General features: G+C 41.4%; 6 protein-coding genes. 1 reads left to right on the top strand and 5 read right to left on the bottom strand.

The window, feature by feature from the left end:
- Positions 1-44 precede the first annotated feature (44 nt).
- Both ureB and ureA read right to left on the bottom strand, forming a co-directional pair.
- On the bottom strand, positions 45-371 hold the full coding sequence (ureB, locus tag myaer_RS03870; RefSeq protein WP_045356217.1) for an urease subunit beta: 327 nt from the start codon (positions 369-371) through the stop codon (positions 45-47).
- 19 nt (positions 372-390) lie between these two features.
- Positions 391-693: an urease subunit gamma gene (gene ureA / locus myaer_RS03865; protein ID WP_002738360.1), complete on the bottom strand. Its 303-nt coding sequence runs from the start codon at positions 691-693 to the stop codon at positions 391-393.
- 369 nt (positions 694-1,062) lie between these two features.
- Between ureA and myaer_RS22280 the strand changes: the two genes are divergently transcribed.
- Positions 1,063-1,188: a hypothetical protein gene (locus myaer_RS22280; RefSeq protein ID WP_268807313.1), complete on the top strand. Its 126-nt coding sequence runs from the start codon at positions 1,063-1,065 to the stop codon at positions 1,186-1,188.
- Here myaer_RS22280 and myaer_RS21860 read toward each other — a convergent pair whose 3' ends face one another.
- From myaer_RS21860 to myaer_RS03820, 3 genes are all read right to left on the bottom strand, one after another.
- Positions 1,189-19,083, bottom strand: a complete 17,895-nt coding sequence (locus myaer_RS21860; RefSeq protein ID WP_046661019.1) for a Calx-beta domain-containing protein — start codon at positions 19,081-19,083, stop codon at positions 1,189-1,191.
- Positions 19,084-19,156: 73 nt separating this feature from the next.
- Complete coding sequence (locus myaer_RS03825) at positions 19,157-20,146, bottom strand: transposase family protein (RefSeq protein ID WP_046660511.1); 990 nt, start codon at positions 20,144-20,146, stop codon at positions 19,157-19,159.
- The gene (locus myaer_RS03820; protein WP_052734158.1) at positions 20,143-21,447 is read right to left on the bottom strand and encodes a calcium-binding protein; all 1,305 of its coding nucleotides are present in this window, start codon (positions 21,445-21,447) and stop codon (positions 20,143-20,145) included. The genes myaer_RS03825 and myaer_RS03820 overlap by 4 nt, the downstream gene beginning before the upstream one ends.
- Positions 21,448-21,722: the final 275 nt, after the last annotated feature.

The raw sequence follows: 21,722 nt of genomic DNA, 5'->3' as shown, positions 1-21,722 counted from the left end.
CCACAATTGAGCGATCGAACTGTGATAATTTTTCTGTCAAGACCCTACTTTTTCTTTTTTTTGCCCTTGAGGGAACCATTAATTAAACCATTAAAGCCATAAATTTCTTCAGTTCCCGCGATGGCAACTAACTCCACCTCTTTCGTGTCTCCCGGTTCAAATCGAACTGATGTCCCGGCGGGAATATTGAGATGGGTTCCTTTGGTTAATTCGCGCTGGAACTCCAGGGCCTCGTTAACTTCATAAAAATGATAGTGGGAACCCACTTGAATCGGTCGATCGCCTGTATTAGCCACAGAAATACGCAGGGTGTCGCGACCGACATTAATCTCGATTGCCCCGGATGGTGTGATAATTTCTCCCGGAATCATAACTGCTAAAAATCTCCTGTTAATGAATGGGATTGTGAACGGTAACTAATTTAGTACCATCGGGAAAAGTCGCTTCGATCTGCACTTCCGTGATCATTTCTGGGATGCCTTCCATTACCTCCTCGCGAGTTAATAAAGTGGTGCCGTAACTCATCAATTCAGCCACGCTACGACCTTCCCTAGCACCTTCGAGGATGGCGGCGCTAATATAGGCGATCGCTTCGGGATAATTTAACTTGATACCGCGATTTTTGCGTCTTTCGGCGAGCAGTGCCGCCGTGAAAATGAGTAATTTATCTTTTTCTTGGGGCGAAAGTTGCATAGATGGGTCTTTTTTTCACACAAATGCCTAGGGTTATTGTAGTTCTTGGCGGGATAGTTGTAGCGATCGAGTTGTGAAAATTTATTTACTTAGCCCCGATTATTGATGAAGATTTGGGAGAATACTCAAAAGTCTTGCTAGAAAGGTCATTCAGTCCTCTGGCTAAAAAACGGTCGGCAATTGGTGAATAATTCAGGCTAGTGTCTCGTTCTTATTTGAAATAACTATAGCGTTTCCCAAGCTAGTGAGGTACACCTATTTTCTTCCCTTTTGCGTTTTGCATCTTGCCTTTTGCCTAAAACCCATAACTTTTGTACCTCAGCAGACTGAAAAACGCTATATAAATCATTGCTGGATTGGAAGCCAGCCGTGCTATCATTAATCAGAAACGGCAATGAGGCCTGTGGCGCGACAAATGACGGTGATTCGCAGTTAGAAAAAGGCGATCGCCGCCAACTCCCAGAGGAAATGGTTTGTCAAACCAGCAAGGGATGATTAAGCAATAAAATTAAACGCCAAAATCCCATCATTAAAATCGTTATCGCTGATATTGGGTAAGTTCCCCGGTAAATCCTCAAAGCCAAAGATATTATTCCCCCTTGACCGTAAATGTTCCGCCCCATCGGGATTTGCCGAGCCAAAGGAGAAATAGGCCACCTCATGACTCATATAGTTTTCTAGGGTAGCCGCCACATTATCGGGATTCTTGGTCAAAAATGCCTGAATACTCCCTTGCAGACTTTCTCCCAGATTGCCGCCATTGGCAATCACAAAGGGTGCGTAGCGTCGCCCTCCTTCCAACAACACATCCCCTTCGTTAAATTCAGCGGCGGTGGTGCTTTGGTTTGCCCCTTCTCCACTGGCCCGCAAAATGAAGTTATTCACTGCTTGACTTAAGGCACTACGCGCATAACCCGCTTGACCGGGTTGAATTAACTCTGTCACGTTGCCATCTCCATCTAAATCGAGGCTGTCAAAAACGGCTCCGTTGTCATCCGCCACTGGATAGAGACCGACAACGTTATTGAAGAAGGCTCCCGTCTGTTGGAGTCCCTCCTCAATGGCTGTGACCTGTATGCTACTGGGCAAGTTACTGAAGTTGAAAACCAGAGAAACCTGTCCATTGCCCGTATTTTTAAATTCAAGGGCCTGGGGATTAACGTCTTGGTCGGGTAGATTGGTAATTTCTAGGGTGAAATTAACCGTTGCGTCTGGCGTGGCATTGGGAGCCGGGTTGAGGGTGGTATCCGTTACCGCCACCGTCAGATTATAGAGGGATTGGGCTTCAAAATCAGCCTTACCGATGAAGAATAATTCCCGGCCACGAATCTGGAAACTGCTCTGATCACTGCCCAACAAAGAAAGGCTATTGGTCCCCAAGGCATCATCGCTGATCTGAATATCGGCAACTTTGACACCTTGACTGGTATCGGTATTTTCAGCGATCGTATTGGTGCTATTAGCAAGAATTAGGGCTGTGGGAGCTTCGTTGACATCGGTGATGTTTAAAGTTAAGGTTTGGGTGAGATCGGGGGTGACACCAACGGTTGTATCATCGACATTGACGGTGACTTCGTAACTGTTTTGAGCTTCAAAATTAGGAGTAAAACCGACATAGAAAAGAGCCGAATTCTGAATTAAGAAGCGCTCCCTATCCCGTCCCGTGAGGAAGAGATTATTGGTTCCTAAACCATCATCTTCAATCAGGAGATCGGCGACTTTAAATTCTGGTGTGACATCGACATTTTCAGCTAACTCGGTGACAGCATTTTGGAAAATTAGGGCTGTGGGAGCTTGATTACCGGGAGTTTCATTAACATCATTGACAGTAATTGTCAAGGTTTTCTCAAAACTTAGTCCCCCTTGATCGGTGGTTTTTACCCGAATACTGTAACTATTCTTGGTTTCAAAATCGGGGGAATTATTAATCTGTAATTGATTCCCTACAATCGAGAAGGCAGTATTATCTGTATCTCCTGTTCCTGCTATTAAACTATAGGTAAAGTTATTACCAGTATCGGGGTCTGTGCTAGAAAATGTTCCAATTACTGTGTTAACAGGGACATTTTCATTTACTGTAGTGGCACTTAATGCTAAATTTGTTGGAGCTTGATTACCGGGAGTTTCATTAACATCATTGACAGTAATTGTCAAGGTTTTCTCAAAACTTAGTCCCCCTTGGTCTGTGGTTTTTACCCGAATACTGTAACTATTTTTGGTTTCAAAATCGGGGGAATTATTAATCTGTAATTGATTCCCCACAATCGAGAATGCTGAGTTATCTGTATCTCCTGTTCCTGCTATCAAACTATAGGTAAAGTTATTACCAGTATCGGGGTCTGTGCTGGAAAATGTTCCAATCACTGTGTTAACAGGAACATTTTCATCTACTGTAGTGGCACTTAATGCTAAATCCGTCGGAGCTTGATTACTAGGATTTTCATTAACATCATTGACAGTAATTGTCAAGGTTTTCTCAAAACTTAGTCCCCCTTGGTCTGTGGTTTTTACCCGAATACTGTAACTATTTTTGGTTTCAAAATCGGGGGAATTATTAATCTGTAATTGATTCCCCACAATCGAGAATGCTGAGTTATCTGTATCTCCTGTTCCTGCTATCAAACTATAGGTAAAGCTATTACCAGTATCGGGGTCTGTACTGGAAAATGTTCCAATCACTGTATTGGGGGCAACATTTTCATTTACGGTAGTGGCACTTAAAAGTAAATCTGTTGGTGTTTCGTTAACATCATTGACAGTAATTGTCAAGGTTTTCTCAACACTTAGTCCCCCTTGGTCTGTGGTTTTTACCCGAATACTGTAACTATTTTTGGTTTCAAAATCGGGGGAATTATTAATCTGTAATTGATTCCCCACAATCGAGAAGGCAGTATTATCTGTATCTCCTGTTCCTGCTATTAAACTATAGGTAAAGCTATTACCAGTATCGGGGTCTGTGCTGGAAAATGTTCCAATCACTGTGTTAACAGGAACATTTTCATCTACTGTAGTGGCACTTAATGCTAAATCCGTCGGAGCTTGATTACTAGGATTTTCATTAACATCATTGACAGTAATTGTCAAGGTTTTCTCAAAACTTAGTCCCCCTTGGTCTGTGGTTTTTACCCGAATACTGTAACTATTTTTGGTTTCAAAATCGGGGGAATTATTAATCTGTAATTGATTCCCCACAATCGAGAATGCTGAGTTATCTGTATCTCCTGTTCCTGCTATCAAACTATAGGTAAAGCTATTACCAGTATCGGGGTCTGTACTGGAAAATGTTCCAATCACTGTATTGGGGGCAACATTTTCATTTACGGTAGTGGCACTTAAAAGTAAATCTGTTGGTGTTTCGTTAACATCATTGACAGTAATTGTCAAGGTTTTCTCAAAACTTAGTCCCCCTTGGTCTGTGGTTTTTACCCGAATACTGTAACTATTTTTGGTTTCAAAATCGGGGGAATTATTAATCTGTAATTGATTCCCCACAATCGAGAAGGCAGTATTATCTGTATCTCCTGTTCCTGCTATTAAACTATAGGTAAAGCTATTACCAGTATCGGGGTCTGTGGTAGAAAATGTTCCAATCACTGTGTTAACAGGAACATTTTCATCTACTGTAGTGGCACTTAATGCTAAATCCGTCGGAGCTTGATTACTAGGATTTTCATTAACATCATTGACAGTAATTGTCAAGGTTTTCTCAAAACTGAGTCCCCCTTGGTCTGTGGTTTTTACCCGAATACTGTAACTATTCTTGGTTTCAAAATCGGGGGAATTATTAATCTGTAATTGATTCCCTACAATCGAGAAGGCAGTATTATCTGTATCTCCTGTTCCTGCTATTAAACTATAGGTAAAGCTATTACCAGTATCGGGGTCTGTGGTAGAAAATGTTCCAATTACTGTGTTAACAGGAACATTTTCATCTACTGTAGTGGCACTTAATGCTAAATCCGTCGGAGCTTGATTACTAGGATTTTCATTAACATCATTGACAGTAATTGTCAAGGTTTTCTCAAAACTGAGTCCCCCTTGGTCTGTGGTTTTTACCCGAATACTGTAACTATTTTTGGTTTCAAAATCTGGGGAATTATTAATCTGTAATTGATTCCCCACAATCGAGAATGCTGAGTTATCTGTATCTCCTGTTCCTGCTATCAAACTATAGGTAAAGCTATTACCAGTATCGGGGTCTGTACTGGAAAATGTTCCAATCACTGTGTTAACAGGAACATTTTCATCTACTGTAGTGGCACTTAATGCTAAATCCGTCGGAGCTTGATTACTAGGATTTTCATTAACATCATTGACAGTAATTGTCAAGGTTTTCTCAAAACTTAGTCCCCCTTGGTCTGTGGTTTTTACCCGAATACTGTAACTATTTTTGGTTTCAAAATCGGGGGAATTATTAATCTGTAATTGATTCCCCACAATCGAGAATGCTGAGTTATCTGTATCTCCTGTTCCTGCTATCAAACTATAGGTAAAGCTATTACCAGTATCGGGGTCTGTGCTGGAAAATGTTCCAATCACTGTGTTAACAGGAACATTTTCATCTACTGTAGTGGCACTTAATGCTAAATCCGTCGGAGCTTGATTACTAGGATTTTCATTAACATCATTGACAGTAATTGTCAAGGTTTTCTCAAAACTTAGTCCCCCTTGGTCTGTGGTTTTTACCCGAATACTGTAACTATTTTTGGTTTCAAAATCCGGGGAATTATTAATCTGTAATTGATTCCCTACAATCGAGAAGGCAGTATTATCTGTATCTCCTGTTCCTGCTATTAAACTATAGGTAAAGGTATTGCCAGTATCGGGGTCTGTGCTGGAAAATGTTCCAATCACTGTGTTAACAGGAACATTTTCATCTACTGTAGTGGCACTTAATGCTAAATCCGTCGGAGCTTGATTACTAGGATTTTCATTAACATCATTGACAGTAATTGTCAAGGTTTTCTCAAAACTTAGTCCCCCTTGGTCTGTGGTTTTTACCCGAATACTGTAACTATTTTTGGTTTCAAAATCCGGGGAATTATTAATCTGTAATTGATTCCCTACAATCGAGAAGGCAGTATTATCTGTATCTCCTGTTCCTGCTATTAAACTATAGGTAAAGGTATTGCCAGTATCGGGGTCTGTGCTAGAAAATGTTCCAATCACTGTATTGGGGGCAACATTTTCATTTACTGTTGTCGCACTTAAGGCTAAATCAGTAGGGCCGACGTTAACAGTCTCATTACCAAAGTCAATCCCTGTCGCTACCTGACCCGCCGCCAAATTAACTGTGTGAACCAGACTGACAGTATTGGGAGACGTGGCAGAATTGCCGCCCGTATTGCTGCCTGAACTGCCAGCATTGGGATCGGGGGTAATGCCATTAAGACTCAAAAGACCTTCGGCGAATTTCAGCGCATCAATGCGAGGAAAACTGAGTCCAGTATTGACCACATTATCGTTTTCGTTATCCCCATCCACAATCAAATCACCGGTGGTATCGAGTAAATAACGGAACTCGCTCACACTTAACCAACGCCCTAAAATCTCCTGGGCCATTTCCTGGGCAAGGGTTGCCAATCCAGTAACGAAAGGAACGGCTTGACTGGTTCCGCCCATCGTCACTGTTCCCCCAGTGGCACTGGCCCCACTAATCAGGATACCGGGGGCAAACACTTCCCCAAACAGATCATCTCTTTGAGAGAAACTGGCAATTTGATCCGCACTGGTCCTGTAATCAATGGCCCCACCGCTAAAGGATTTAGAGTCACCAAAGTTGCCTGACCAAACGGCACCCACTGCCACCACATTCGGATCGCTCGCGGGATAGGCTAATCCTTGTGTACTATTGAACTGATAGAAACTGTTTCCTGCGGCGGCTGAGATAATCACATTCTGGTTGGCGATCGCTGCTAATTCATCACCAATACCGTAACGTCCAGTCGCAGTTGTCCAATTTTGGCTATCTCCAATAGAGAGATTAACCGAGGCAATATTGTAGGTATTGGCCTTGGCATTAATCCATTGCAGGGCTTTTTCGAGGTCGGCAAAGGAGCCAGAACCGCTATCTTTAAAGACTTTGAGAACAATTAAGTTAGCATCAGGGGCGACAGAGGAAACAATGCTGGCCACATGGGAACCGTGATTGTTTTTATCGCTGGCATCAGTATCATTATCAGCAAAGTCGTATTGATAAATAATTTTGTCGGCAATGCCATCGTTGTTGGCATCGGGGCCAAAGAAGGGATGATTAAGGTCAATGCCTGTATCAATAATGACGGTGCTATAGTTTTTGCCCTTAAAGTCGAGGAAACGGGAGTCTTGCCAGAGTTGATCGAGGGAAATGAGAGATAAGGCTTGAGCATCCCCTGTAGCAGCGAGGGTTGTTCCGGTACTTTCTAAGAGGGGCGTGACAGAACTAGGAGATTCATCGTCTAAAATCGTGACCGTTGCTGTTCCTTGCTCCCCGATAACTGCTCCCCCTGTGGGGTTAGTGAGCTTAATGGTAAAGGTTTCATTGCCTTCCACTTTGCTATCATTGCGAATCTTAATTGCGTTGGGATTACCGAGAATCGCATTTTGAACCGTAATTAGTTTATTAGTTTCATTCTCTGCAAAGGTAAGGGTAAAGGAAACATTATTAAAATCATTATTGACAGAACTAGCGGCACAACTACAACCTTTAGCTGTGCTATCTAAAAGGTTGAGTGTCACAGTTACTGAATTAGACACATCGCCCGTGCGTGTTAGCCAAAACTCTGTAACTGGAGTGCCATCTTCTTGAACAAGATAATTAGCACGATTAAAGTTAATTAAGCTAGATTCAGAGGCAGTGATAAAGTCTAAAGTAGGAATGGCTAACGCAACCTCAGAGGCGGTAGTTGTGATATTCAGAATAGGATAGGTTTGTTGCCAACCCTCTTGGACAATTTGGGCAACAGTATAGGTTCTGGGGCGTAGATTATTAAAGGTGTAGTTACCATTAACATCGGTTTGGGTTGTGGTTTCTCCTGTGTCAAGTTGCCCATTATTGTTAGCATCTAAATAGACTGTCCAGCCTGATAAACTGGGTTCGTTGTTATTAACGGCATTGCCATCAATATCATTCCAAATATTGCCTTTTATTTCAGCGTCGTTGTCTTGAATATTGACATTAACATTAGGAAGGGTTAACCCGTTGTAGTTGGTATCTGTACTGCTGACATTGTGGGTAATGGTAGCAGTATGATTTCCTTCTGTTAGGGTGTCATCTACTGCGGTAATGGTGACGTTTTGGGGAGTGTTCCAGTTGGTTGTAGTGAAGGTAAGGCTAGTTGAATTGAGGGTGATTTGATTGTTACTGGTTAGGGTAATGGTGACATCAGCAGTGGGTTGGGTTTTGAGGACGAGAGAGTAAGTATCGGTGTTACCTCCTTCGGTGACGGTGGTATTACCCCCAGTTTGGGTTAAAGTGACTCCTGGGGTGGGAGGAGGAGTAATGGTAAAGCTGGTGGTTTTGGCTGCGTCTCCGCTATTTCCGGCGTTGTCTTGGATGGTGGTTGCGTCAACCTGTAAGCTATAGATACCGGGGGTGTTGGTTAAGTCGCCTAATCCGTTAATGCGGTAGGTTGTATCAGAGAGATATTCAACGGTTACGGTATTAGGAAGGGTTAGGGTGACACCATTACGGGTTAAGGTAATATCACTTTTATCAAAGGTATTGAGGTTAATAGTTTCAGAAAACTGAACATCAATACTGTTGATGGGATTGGCGGTTGAGGGGGGAACGTTGATAAATTGGGTAAGGACTGGTTGGGTGATGTCTGCAAATAGACTTAAGGTTGTATTGGTGGTGTTTCCTGCGGTATCTTCTACCCGGATTTCTATATCTTTTGCGCCAGGTGAGGGAAGTTGGATATTACCAGTAAATTGAGTACCTGTAACTGTTGCTTGTCCCAAGTCTTGGTTAGTGGTTAGGTCTTTGATATATACTTTCAGGTTAGATTCGGCTAAATTGCCTGTAATGGTGATATTTTGACTATTAACTCGGAATTGTCCGAATTGGTTAAGAATGCCTAGTGAGGTGGTTTGTAGTTGGGATGTGGGAGTAGCACTAACTTGGATATTTGTGGGAATACTCGGCAGAATGCGGTCTAATGTCCAATTTTGGCTTAAGGAGTTGCTAACACTATTCCCTGCAGTATCTTTGATCCCTGTACCATTAACGGTGAGGGTATAAATACCGTTATCAGTTTGCAGTCCGCTTAACCCTTTGATGGTGTAGGTGGTTTCATTGCGTTTTTCTAGGGTGACGCTATTGGTAATTAAATTAACACTACCATCACGGGTAAGGGTTAAATCATTAATATCAAGGGTATCAGGTTTTATTGCTTCAGAAAAGCTGATTTCTAGGCTACTAACTGCGGTATTACGAGGACTGGTGACATTAGTGATACTGGTAAGGGTAGGAATAGTGTTATCCAGTACCCAGTTAAACCCTTTACCCCCGACACCGTTGTTATTATCGGTATCTTGGACACCATTAGCGGTGACTAAGAGTTGATAATCTCCCTCAATGTTAGTAAATTGGGCAAAATTGCTGACTCGGAAGGTTGTAGCGTCAATTTGGGTAATGGTAACGGTATTGTTAACTAAGCTTGCGCCATTGTTGCGTCTTAGGGTGATGTCGGTATAGTCGAAGCTATTGGGAATAATCGCCTCGGTAAAGGTGACATCAAAGGTATCAACAGCAGTGTTAATTAAAGTAGAGTTAAAGCCAGTAATTGAATCAATACCGGGTTTATCTCCTGTAAATGTCCAGTTTTCGTTAACAATACCGGCTCCGGCGTTACCCGCTAAGTCTTGGATACCTGTCGCATTAACACTGAGTTGATATTGTCCAATATTACCCGTAATACCGGTTAAGTTGTTAATTTGGAAGGTTATGGGGTCAATTTGGCTGATTGTCACCCCATTGGTGATTAAGTTGGCACCGTTATCAAGGGTTAAGGTAAGGTCTTGATAATCGAAGCTATTAGCGCGTATTGGCTCGCTAAAGACAACAGTTAAGTTATTAACGGGAATATTACGGGGATTTGGGCTAACGTCAATGATTTCTCGCACTTGAGGCGATGCGGAGTCGTTACTATCGTAGGTGATTGTGTAGCTGCCCGTGCTGTCTTTGTCAAGAAAATGTAATATATTTTCATATTTAGGGCGACCTGTAGCAGGGAAAGTGCGATCTGTGCGCCAGATGTTATCTAGGGCGATCGCTGTTCCATCAGAACGTAATAGCTGTTTAATTTGGAATTGTCCGTTAGCAGGATCTTCTAAACGGATGTAATTCCAGCCTTGAGGCGGTTCGATCCCCCCTAACCCCCCTTGATAAGGGGGGGATATGATTTGTGCCTCTAAATCGAAAATGGTAACGGGTGCGTCAACGGTGGCTGTGTCAATGGCGGTGACGGGTGCAGTAGTACCATTACTAAAGTAGAGGGTATCGGGGTAGAATTTGGCATCAAATACATCATTAACCAAGAAATCAGGCAGGTTATCGCTGTCTGCTTTGACTTTACTGATTAATTCATGGATTTTGACTTCTTTGATTAAGGATAGTTCTTTGTTACCCAGTCCGTTGATATGTTCAAAGGTGGCTTTGTATTCAATGAATTTACCCTGTAGGGTGGACTTGAGTAACCAGTTAGCAACGGCGGTTTCTCCGGCTTTGATGTCCCCAAAGTTGACCTTAAGGGAGGGGTTAACGTCTTGTCCGTTGAGTTGAGAACCTATGATATTAAAGTCAATCAGTAAGCCCTTTTCATTTTCGATGATTTTGGGCTGAGATGAGGTAATATTGAGGTTTTTAGCGTCCCCATAACCTTTGTTTTGGACTAAGACGGCGAGATCGAAGGGTACGGATACTTCGGTAGCATCGGTAAAGGGATCATCGCCATAGACGTTACGGGATTGGAAGTAATCTAGGTATAATTCCGCTTGGGGTAAGACGGTGATACCTGTAGAAAGTAAGGGGACGTTGATAACTTGTCCGTTTTCGGTGTAGGAAAGAGTACCGCCGATGTTGTAAGTGGTAGCGGTTTGGGGTGCGGCGAGGTTAGTGGGGATAAATGTCCATTCTGCACTACCTAACCCTTCATTTTGGGGAGTATTGGGGTCATCGCCGATGAGGATACCTGTACCATCTACTGCGGTGATGTTTTTCAGGGTGGGGTTAGTAATACCAAAGAGGTTGTTAACTATGTTGCCGTTTTGGTCGGTAATTTGCAGGGTAATGGAGAGGTTGGTTAGGTTGGTGGGGTTGCCGTTGTCTATTTCGAGAGTTCCAAGGAATGCGGAACGAGTCATTACCGCTTCTTGGTCGATGGTGATACGGACTTGAGCGCAAACGCTACCGATTCCATTGGCTAAAGGAGCTATTACTAATTCATTGTTATTGGTAGCACTTTCATTGATAGATGAGTTTGTGATACCAATAGTATTACTAATTCCTAAAATATTCCCTAGTTCTTCTACATAAAATTCAGCACCTTCAAGCATATTTGAAAAACCTTCTGCTTGAGACTGTTCTACAGCTTGATTTACTGCATTGGCAGCATTTCCTAAAACATCAATTGCGATAAAATTATTACTTTGTCCATTAGGTACATCTGCTAGGTTAAAAATCCCGTTATTCCAGTAGTCTATTGAACGATTCCATCTTTCTATAAATTTGTCAACATCTGTTCTTGTAACTTTATCAGGAAGTTGTATGTTGAGCAAAGAATTGCGTTCTGCAACAGAAATTTTCAAACTGTCTTCACTAGACTCTCCAATTTTATCCAAGAAACTTGTGAGCCAATTGTTGATACTTTCTTCGTTTTCACCTTGTAGCCATATATCGTCGCCGAAAAAAGCAGTATAAAAATTGATTATTTTGTCTATTCTGTTTTTATATTTGCTAATTTCACCAATGATTGATACCTGAGAATTAGCTATGTGTAAATTATCTGTAGATAAATTATGAACTGGAGAACCAAATTCCCCACAAGTTAAAATGTCAATCAAACAGAAATTGATTTTGTATACACATAATGCTCCCCCTGCACCTGGAATACAACCAATCCAGCCAGTAATACAATTTACGATTCCTTTGGCACTTTCATGGTCATATATGCACGATCCAACATAAGCAAGGCAAGCAAAGATTGGATTAGCCTTAGTAACACAAGTTCTAATGGCTAAACCGCAACCTAATAGTATTTTCTTCCAATTTTCGAGACAAGGATTACAATCCCCCGAAGAAGTAGCAACACTACTACTACTACTACTACCACCAGCACCACCACTACCACCACCTTGAGGATTCCAAGGTCCACCACAACTACCACCAGAACCTGCTACATTATTAAACCCAATACCTGCCGATTTACCAACATCTTGACCCCCACAAGAATAGGAATAACCGACAGATCCCGAAATCCCACAACCCCCACCTGAAGATAAAGTTACCAAATCGCCACTACTTTGTAATGACAGTTGACTACTACTATTTAAGACCGTATTCTCATCAGCAATACGAGTAATTCTGACAGGTACAGTTAAGGAACTTTTTGCCCCTAATGACTCAATATTATTAATCAGAGGTTCAATTTTATAGAAAGGATGATCGCTAAAACTAAACTTAAGATCATTGGCGGCAATTAAACCATGATTAGTCAAAGTCATATCCACTTGCATGACTTGACCGACTACATCTAACCCTTCTAAATCAATTAACGGGGGATCAATTACTACTGTAGGAATGGGTACATCTGTCTCAAAAACACTCTCAACTGTAATATTATATTTATCCTCAATTTCTGTCGGTGTAACTGTCCAGTTATATTGCACCGTATTACGGGATAAAAAGGCGTTAATATTCTCCGTTTCCCCTGCATCTAATTGGATAATCTGACGGAAAGTATCATGTCTATCTGCTTTAATTTCTAAATTGTAATAACCCTCATTGATATTAGACAGGTTAATTAATCCCGTATTATCTGTCACCGCCGTAGCGATTACTTCATTAGTGAAATAATCCCGTAATGTCACCGTTGCACCTGCTAACTTCGGCGAACCTTCAGCAAAGTAGAATAATTCATTAACGGTATTAATCCGTATATTACCTTTCGCTTCACTTATCGCTCGGAAATTATAATTAACAGATAAATCTCCATCATTCCCTTCCGCATCTAAGAAGAAATTACCGAAATATTCCGTTAACGGTAAATTAGCATCAGGGGTTAATAATAAAGTAACTTTTGTCGATTCCCCCGGCTTTAATGCGGAAATAGTCGCAGGAGAAGCTAACTTTAACCAAGGTTCATTAGGTAACTCTACCTCAATATTTTGAGCAATTCCTCCCCCTTCATTTGTTACCTGAAACTCGACAACGGTTTGATTACCCCGTAACATTCCACCACTGACTAAATTAGTCGAAGCGACTAAACGGGGGACAATACGCTCTAAATTAACATTAACAGGTAATACCGCCGTTGCACCTTCGGTACTGGTAAGCTTGATATTAAAAGTATCTTGAGTGATATAAGAGTCATTCGGTGCAGTAATGGTATAACTAAGGGTATTATTCCCCGAACCTGCTAAATTTTGGGGAGTATTTACCTGCACATTCCAACCGGGTACTACACTATCAACGGTTGCAGTAATTCCCGTTATCCCCATATTAGTAATATTTTCCAGCGTCACCGTACCTGTAAAGGGAGTATTTGCAATGACTTTATTAGTGACTTGACTGGTATTAAATTTCATCCCCAACAGCTTAAAACTGTCTTCCGGTGCGGTGTCTTCGGTGGGATTATTGGGGAAATAAGCATTAATGTTATATTGTCCCCCTTCGGTGGGTAAGGGGTTAAAACTCTTAACAAAGTTACCATTTCCATCGGTAAACGCGCTTAATTCCCGAATTGTGCCGTTATTTTCAATCCTGATGGTGACAAATTCAAAAGGTACAGGGGAATTATCGGCATTATTAACCGCACTTCCCCGTAATGTTACCGCTTGTCCATTTGTACCAATTACCGTATCAGTGTAAACCGTAGCTTTATAAGCAGGTATCACCGTAATGGGAGTAATAACCGTGTTATTCTGTTCCCCTAACCCTGTACCCTCATTAACAGTATTATTAGCATCTGTGGTGGCAATTAAATAGTATTGTCCCGCATTTCTCGGCGCAAAGAAGGGAATATTACGCTCATAGAAGGAATTAAAAGGAATATTAGGGGTGAAAGTAGTTTCAGTAATTAGACTATCACTACTATCAAGTTTATTATCTGTAGAAAGATAAACCTTATCTGTCCAAGTTCCCGAAGCAGGAGCTAAACCTTTATTTTCGACTTTATAGGTTAAATAAGACTGTTTACCCGTATAAATGGGGTTAGTTGTTGGTGCTAAGTTAGTAATCTGTAAATCTGGTACATCAATATCACTAACCTCGATGGTTTTTACCCCACTATTAAACCCGTTTGCAGTTGCGGTGAGGGTGACACTTTGAATACCATCATTAACTCCATCATTAACCCCAGTGACAATAAAAGTAGCCGAGGTTTGTCCGACAGGAATAGTAACGGTATTGGGTACAGTTGCTTCGGTAGTATCACCACTGGTGAGGGTGACAGTTAATGCTTCTGTTGTCGCAGTATTACGAGTAATGGTAGCGGTTGCGGTTCCTGTCTCACTAATAATGTTTTTATCGAGGGTGAGGGTGAGACTGGGACTTTCATTATCGGTGACATTTAGGTTAGCGGTTGCTTGTCCTGCGTCTATGGCTAAATTTGTCCCTGTATAGGTCGGTTTAGCGGTAATTATAACGAGTTGATTTCCATCTAAAATGGTGTCATCAACCCCTTGAATTTCAAAGGTGACAGATGCTTGATTCGCTGGAATAATGACGGTTTGGGGTGTGGTTGCTTCGGTGGTGTCGCTACTACTGAGTTGAACTTCTAGGGGAGTATTGGTAACAATGTTACGGGTGACAGTTGCTAAAATTTTACCACCATTCTCGGAGATCCCCCCTGAGATGGTGAGAGTTAAATTTACCCCATCATTATCAGTGACAGCAACAGTATTAGAACTACTAACAAACCCAGCAGCAGAAGCAATTATAGTATAATTTTTTGGCAGTTCGATTAAGGTGTCATCTACCGCAGTGATGTTAAAATTAGCCGAAGTTGCACCTACTGGAATAGTAACAGTTGTAGGTACAGTAATTTGACTATTTTCACTATTAACTAAGGTGACTGTTAAGGGTTGGGTGGTGTCTGTATTACGGGTGACAGTTCCCTGAATCGTGTTACCTTCGTTGACCTGTTGGGGATTAATATTAACCGTTAAAGTGGGTTTAAAATCATCATCTAAAATGTTGACAATTGCGCTCTTTTGTGCATCATTAATTGTTGCTCCTCCAGTAAGGTTAGTTAGGGTTAAGTTGATGGTTTCGGTATTTTCTAGAACAGTATCATTGATGATGGGAATAGTAACAGTTTTACTGGTTTCTCCGTTGGCAAAATTAACCGTGATAGGGTTCGCAACATAATCACTTCCGGCTGTTGCTGTACCGTTGCTTAGGGTGACAGTAGCACTAACAGCGCCATCACTTCCCCCAGTCCGGTTAATGGTAACTTGGGTGACAGGTGTGCCATTTTCATTAATATTATAAGTGGCATTACTGAAGGATAAGACACCTGCTACGGCATCATTATCAATGATGTTTAAAACTGCTGTTGTTTGGGTTCCTAATGTTGCGCCACCTGTAGGACTAGATAGAGTTAAGTTGACGGTTTCTGTAGGTTCATAAACTGTATCATTATTGATAGGAATAGTAACAGTTTTACTGGTTTCTCCGTTAGCAAAGGTGACAGTTATGGGGGTGTTGTTGTAGTCACTTCCTGCGGTTGCTGTACCACCATCGGGAGTTAAAGTAACGCTAACTTCGCCATTACTTCCGCCTGTACGAGTCAGGGTAACTTGGGTAATAGGTGTACCGTCTTCATTAACAGTAAAATTAGCACCACTAAAGCCTATTATTCCGGGTAAAGTATCATTATCAATAATGGTTAAAGTGGCTGTATTTTGGGTGCCAATAGTTGCGCCATTAGTAGGATTAATTAAAGTTAAATTAATGGTTTCATTGGGTTCAAATACCCCATCATTAACGACAGGAATAGTAACAGTTTTACTGGTTTCACCGTTGGCAAAATTAACGGTAACTGAGGTATTAGTATAGTCTTCGGGACGGGTAGCTGTACCATCACTTAAGCTAATGGTAGCACTGACTGATTCATCACTTCCATTGGTACGATTAACTGTAACAGCTATTACAGTAGTTCCGTCTTCATTAATACTGTAATTAGCTTGAGAGAAGGCTAAAACACCCGGCACAGCATCGTTATCAATGATGTTTAAAACGGCTGTTTGTTGTGTTCCTAATGTTGCGCCATTGGTGGGGTTAGATAGGGTCAGGTTAACGGTTTCTGTAGGTTCATAAACGGTGTCATTATTGATAGGAATGGTAACAGTTTTACTGGTTTCTTTATCGGCAAAAGTGACAGTAATGGGGGTGTTTGTGTAGTCATCAGCGGCGATCGCCGTTCCATTACTAGGAGTTAAAGTAACACTAACTTCGAGATCACTTCCCCCTGTCCGAACTACTTCGACAGCAATAACAGGTGTACCGTCTTCATTAATGGTATAAGTAGAACGATCAAAGGCTAATACTCCCGGAATTGGGGAATCATTGTCAATAATGGTTAGATTAGCTGTTGCTTGTGTGCCAATGGTTGCGCCGTTGGTGGGGTTGGTTAAGGCTAGGTTAACGGTTTCGTTAGGTTCAAAGTTACTATCATTAACAATGGGAATGGTGACGGTTTTGCTGTTTTCCCCATCAGCAAAATTAACGGTAATGGGGGTATTAGTGTAGTCAGATGGTGCGGTTGCTGTACCCCCTATATAGGTAATGGTTGCGCTAACTGTACCGTCACTTCCTCCTGTACGATTTATGATTATATTTGCTGTGCCGTTTTCGTTGACGCTGTAGGTGGCGGTATTAAATGATAAAGTACCGGGTGATTGAGCATTTCCAGTTTCAGAAGTTAAGATTACGTTATCCAGTAATAATCCTAAATTATCTCCTCCTGCATGATCAAAGATAAGTTTGCCACTAGAAGAATTATTAATTTGGAAACTACGAGTAAAGGTTGTAAAAGGAGGAGAACCAGTTAAGGAAAAAATCTCACTAAATAAATTACCTAAAGAAACTGTAGCCGAGTTGGTAGCTGAACCATTATTGGCTAAAGAAAACTGTAAGGTAACAAGTTCGCCACTGTTAAAATTAAACGTTTGTTTAGATTCTAGTCGGGCAGCATTCCTAGTCGAACCATCTAAATCTAAATACAAACCATTGCCTGGCTGCAAATCAATGTAACCATTACCAATTAAATCAACACTACCATTGGTGATACTCCAATTGATTAAATCCGTATAATTTAATGTCCCAGAACCCCCTCTTTCACTATTAAAATTATCATTTAGTAATGTGAGAATTGAGCCAAAAGCATTACCATTAATATCTAATCCTGTTACTCCTTCAACAACGGCAATTAATTCATCGGGTTCTGTCACTGGTTTATCCAGAAATATTCCTGTTCCTGAAACTCCGGTAATGGGAGAATTAGCCAGAATATAGTTACTCTTTGCCCCCGATAATTGAATCTTATCCTCATTGATATTAAAGTTCTTAATTAGAGCATAATCAGCCGTGCCATTAGCGCTAGTATTACCATCATCATAGTAGGCTTTGGTTGCATCTCCTAAGATAAAACGGTCTGCACCTGTTCCCCCTTCTAATGTATCAATTTCACCAACTCCGGGAGTAGCAGCAGTGGAGTTAACCCCTATTAACCTGTCATTACCATCCCCACCATTTAGGGAGTCATTCCCGGCCCCCCCTTCTAAGGTGTCATTACCAGCATTACCAGTAAGGGTATTATTGCCACTGTTACCTGTGAGGGTATTGTTAAGGCTGTTACCTGTCGCGCTGAGGTTATTTGTGCCTGTGAGAGTGATATTTTCAACGTTAGCGATGGTTTCAATGCTATAGGAAACAGAGGCTTGAATGAGGTCTTTACCTTCGCTTGCATTTTCATTAATGGTGTCCCCTAGTTCATCAATGATGTAGGAATCATCTCCTACCCCTCCTTGAAGGATGTCAACACCTGTACCACCGTTAAGGATGTCATCTCCTGCGCCTCCCTTTAAGGTATCGTCAAGGTTGCCACCGATGAGGTTATCGTTACCACTACCTGTGGTTATGTCAAATTTTTCGATATTGACGTAATTTACAGAGTTTCCAGTGGTGGAGATAGTACCACCGCCATTATTAGGCACTGTAGAGGTGATATTGGTACTTAAGGAGAAGTAGTCAACTTTCAGGGTGTCGGTTTCGGTGCCTCCGTCGGCGTAGTCGCTACCGAGTCCGGGGTCTAAGGTATCATTTCCGGCTTCACCATGTAGATTGTCGTAAGCCTTACCACCAGTGATGTTATCGTTACCTAAGCCGCCTTCAGCATAGATTACCCCAGTCGCTGCACTTAGATTGACCGTATCGTTACCACTCCCCAAATACAAATTGAAACTTTCAATTTCTTTGATGGTTTCTCCATTGGAAACCGTACCATTGTTAGCATCGGTGTAGTTGATAGTTAAGCTATTGGTGTCACTGCTGTAGTTGAGAAGAACTTGGTCATTTCCTGCACCCCCAATCACACTATCAATACCTTCACCAGGGTCTAGATAATCATCCCCATCGCCTCCATCTAAAGTGTCATTTCCAGCACCGCCGTAGAGTCCACCAACTTGCCAATTACCATTCCAGTAGTCAGGGTTATCATTATCTGTTCCCCCTTGGAGATAGTCGTCTCCCTCTTCTCCATAAAGTCCATCACGTCCATCTCCCCCGTCTAAGGTATCATTTCCTTCTCCCCCATGTAGATTGTCGTAAGCCTTACCACCAGTGATGTTATCGTTACCTAAGCCGCCTTCAGCATAGATTACCCCAGTCGCTGCACTTAGATTGACCGTATCGTTCCCACTCCCCAAATACAAATTGAAACTTTCAATTTCTTTGATGGTTTCTCCATTGGAAACCGTACCATTGTTAGCATCGGTGTAGTTGATAGTTAAGCTATTGGTGTCACTGCTGTAGTTGAGAAGAACTTGGTCATTTCCTGCACCCCCAATCACACTATCAATACCTTCACCAGGGTCTAGATAATCATCCCCATCGCCTCCATCTAAAGTGTCATTTCCAGCACCGCCGTAGAGTCCACCAACTTGCCAATTACCATTAGACCTCTCCAAAAATTTATAAGTCAGTCACAGCAAGGAAGAGAGGCAGATTAGACCAAGAGTCAAAATTAGCTCTCAAAACCGATTAATCAGGGTTTGAAGAGACAAAATCCAATTTTGACGGAAAACTATGGCTAATTATAACGTCAATTACTTCCCCTGATTGCTCCCCTTCTATTACTTCTAAAATTAGCGCACTAATTCTCAACCTTACTAAGCCACAAACGGTCAGTAAAACCGATTTATATCGACTTTTATTTAATCTAAATCTTTCTTGAACTACTTTAAATACTTTGACAACTCGAATTAAATGCTCAACAAAAATTCGCCGAGATGATAAAACTTTATTTTCTTTAATTTGATTCTCGGTTAATTCTCCATTCTTAGGTTTTTTATCAGGAGTTCTGATTTGATTTTCTCCTAGGTAAGCTTTATCTCCAATAAAAGTTTGTTGAGAATCGAATTTGCTTAAAGTTTGCCGACAGATTTTTATGTCGCTCGTCGGACCAGGTTGACCAATAACTACATCAACAATATCTTCAGCTTTTGGCAAGACAATAAATTGACTTTTTAAAGTATGTCTTTTTTGCTTTCCCGAATAATATATTTTTTGTTCTTGATAATCGGTCGGCCTCTCCACGGGCTGTTCTGCGCTATCGACAATCAACTCATAATCCCTTAATTGTTCAATTATTATTTCCTCTTCTTGGCACTTCTTTATTTGTTCTAACAAACTTGGCGGTAACTCTCCTTCAAAAAGTTTTTGCCAATAGGTAAAGATATTATGAGCCGTTGATTCACTCACTTGAAATATTAGTCCTAAGATTTGAAAGCTTAGATGATGTCTTAAATAAACCAACATTAGAACAATTTGTTCCTCTTCTGATAATTTAGGAGGTGTTCCGCTTCCTGGTTGATTAATCCTAATTTTGGTTTTTTCGATTTCTGATTGGTTTTTCCGATGTATAAGTTTTCCAAGTGCCATCAGTTGTTCTAGTTGTTGGTAGTCAATTCCTAATAGTCTTTTAGTTTGTTTCGGATATTTTTGAATGTATTCCCAAGTGTAGTTTTTCATGGCTTTTTTGAGTTACTATTTGTTTTATTATATCCTATATATTGTGATTTAATTAAATTATGGAGAGGTCTATTCCAGTAGTCAGGGTTATCATTATCTGTTCCCCCTTGGAGATAGTCGTCTCCCTCTTCTCCATAGAGTCCATCACGTCCATCTCCCCCGTCTAAGGTATCATTCCCTTCTCCCCCATGTAGATTGTCGTAAGCCTTACCACCAGTGATGTTATCGTTACCTAAGCCGCCTTCAGCATAGATTACCCCAGTCGCTGCACTTAGATTGACCGTATCGTTCCCACTCCCCAAATACAAATTGAAACTTTCAATTTCTTTGATGGTTTCTCCATTGGAAACCGTACCATTGTTAGCATCGGTGTAGTTGATAGTTAAGCTATTGGTGTCACTGCTGTAGTTGAGAAGAACTTGGTCATTTCCTGCACCCCCAATCACACTATCAATACCTTCACCAGGGTCTAGATAATCATCCCCATCGCCTCCATCTAAAGTGTCATTTCCAGCACCGCCGTAGAGTCCACCAACTCGCCAATTACCATTCCAGTAATCTGGGTTATCATTATCTGCCCCCCCTTGGAGATAGTCGTCCCCCTCTTCTCCATAGAGTCCATCACGACCATCTCCCCCGTCTAAGGTATCATTTCCTGTACCACCATAGAGAGCATCATTACCTATTCCACCAATCAGACTATCATTACCCCCTAAACCACTTAGGGTATCATTACCCCCTAACCCATCAATCACATCATCCTCATTTGTCCCCGAAATATTGTTATTATTACCATCCCCTGTCAAATTCGCCATTTCAACTGCAATACTCACGCTACCAATACTAATTACCCCCGCATCATCCTCAGCTTTCAATACCTCCAAGGTTGCCACATCCAGACTATTTCCCTGCACCAACTCTGCAAAAATTGCCCCCTCATCTCCCGCGCTATCCACCTGATTAATTTGAGCATCCACATAATGCCCAATTTCTTCTAAAATTACATTAATTATCGCTGCTGACGATGCCGTATTCAAAAAAGATGCTGATAGATAAATCTTATTGGTACTGCTGGAATATGCACCATTCGCCGTCCCCAAAACCTCATCACTAAGTACCTCAATTGGGGGAATTTGACTAAAATCTCGACTTTTCCACTGCTGTCGTAATTGCGTCGCCTTAACCACATCATAACTTGTGCCAAAAGCAGTTTCTAAATTCGCCCAAAATCCATCAGATTGAGCGAAATTGAACAAAACATCGTCAACAGCAGGAAAGCTCGGCAAGAGGGTAGAAGTCATGACATTAACCCTTTAAATTTCTCAAATGAATAGTTGTGTAGGGTGGGCAATGCCCACAATTTGCTTGGCTATTATTTATTCAGCCGAGTCAGCCTGTTTTCCGCAAACGTAGCCAGTCGAGGTTAGGCTAAAAAAAACTATTAAACCATCAATTAATCGTTTCCACCATTTTGAGAGCGTTTTTTTCTACTGTCAATAGAATATAAAGTATGCTTATTTTTTTTTTTTTTTTTTTCATCAGGTTTATTCATGAATCAGAGAAAATCAAATTAAAT

The organism is Microcystis aeruginosa NIES-2549 (assembly GCF_000981785.2).
Classification (GTDB): domain Bacteria; phylum Cyanobacteriota; class Cyanobacteriia; order Cyanobacteriales; family Microcystaceae; genus Microcystis; species Microcystis aeruginosa_C.
The sequence above is the reverse complement of the archived record's forward strand: the minus strand, read 5'-3'. Positions and strand labels throughout refer to the sequence as shown.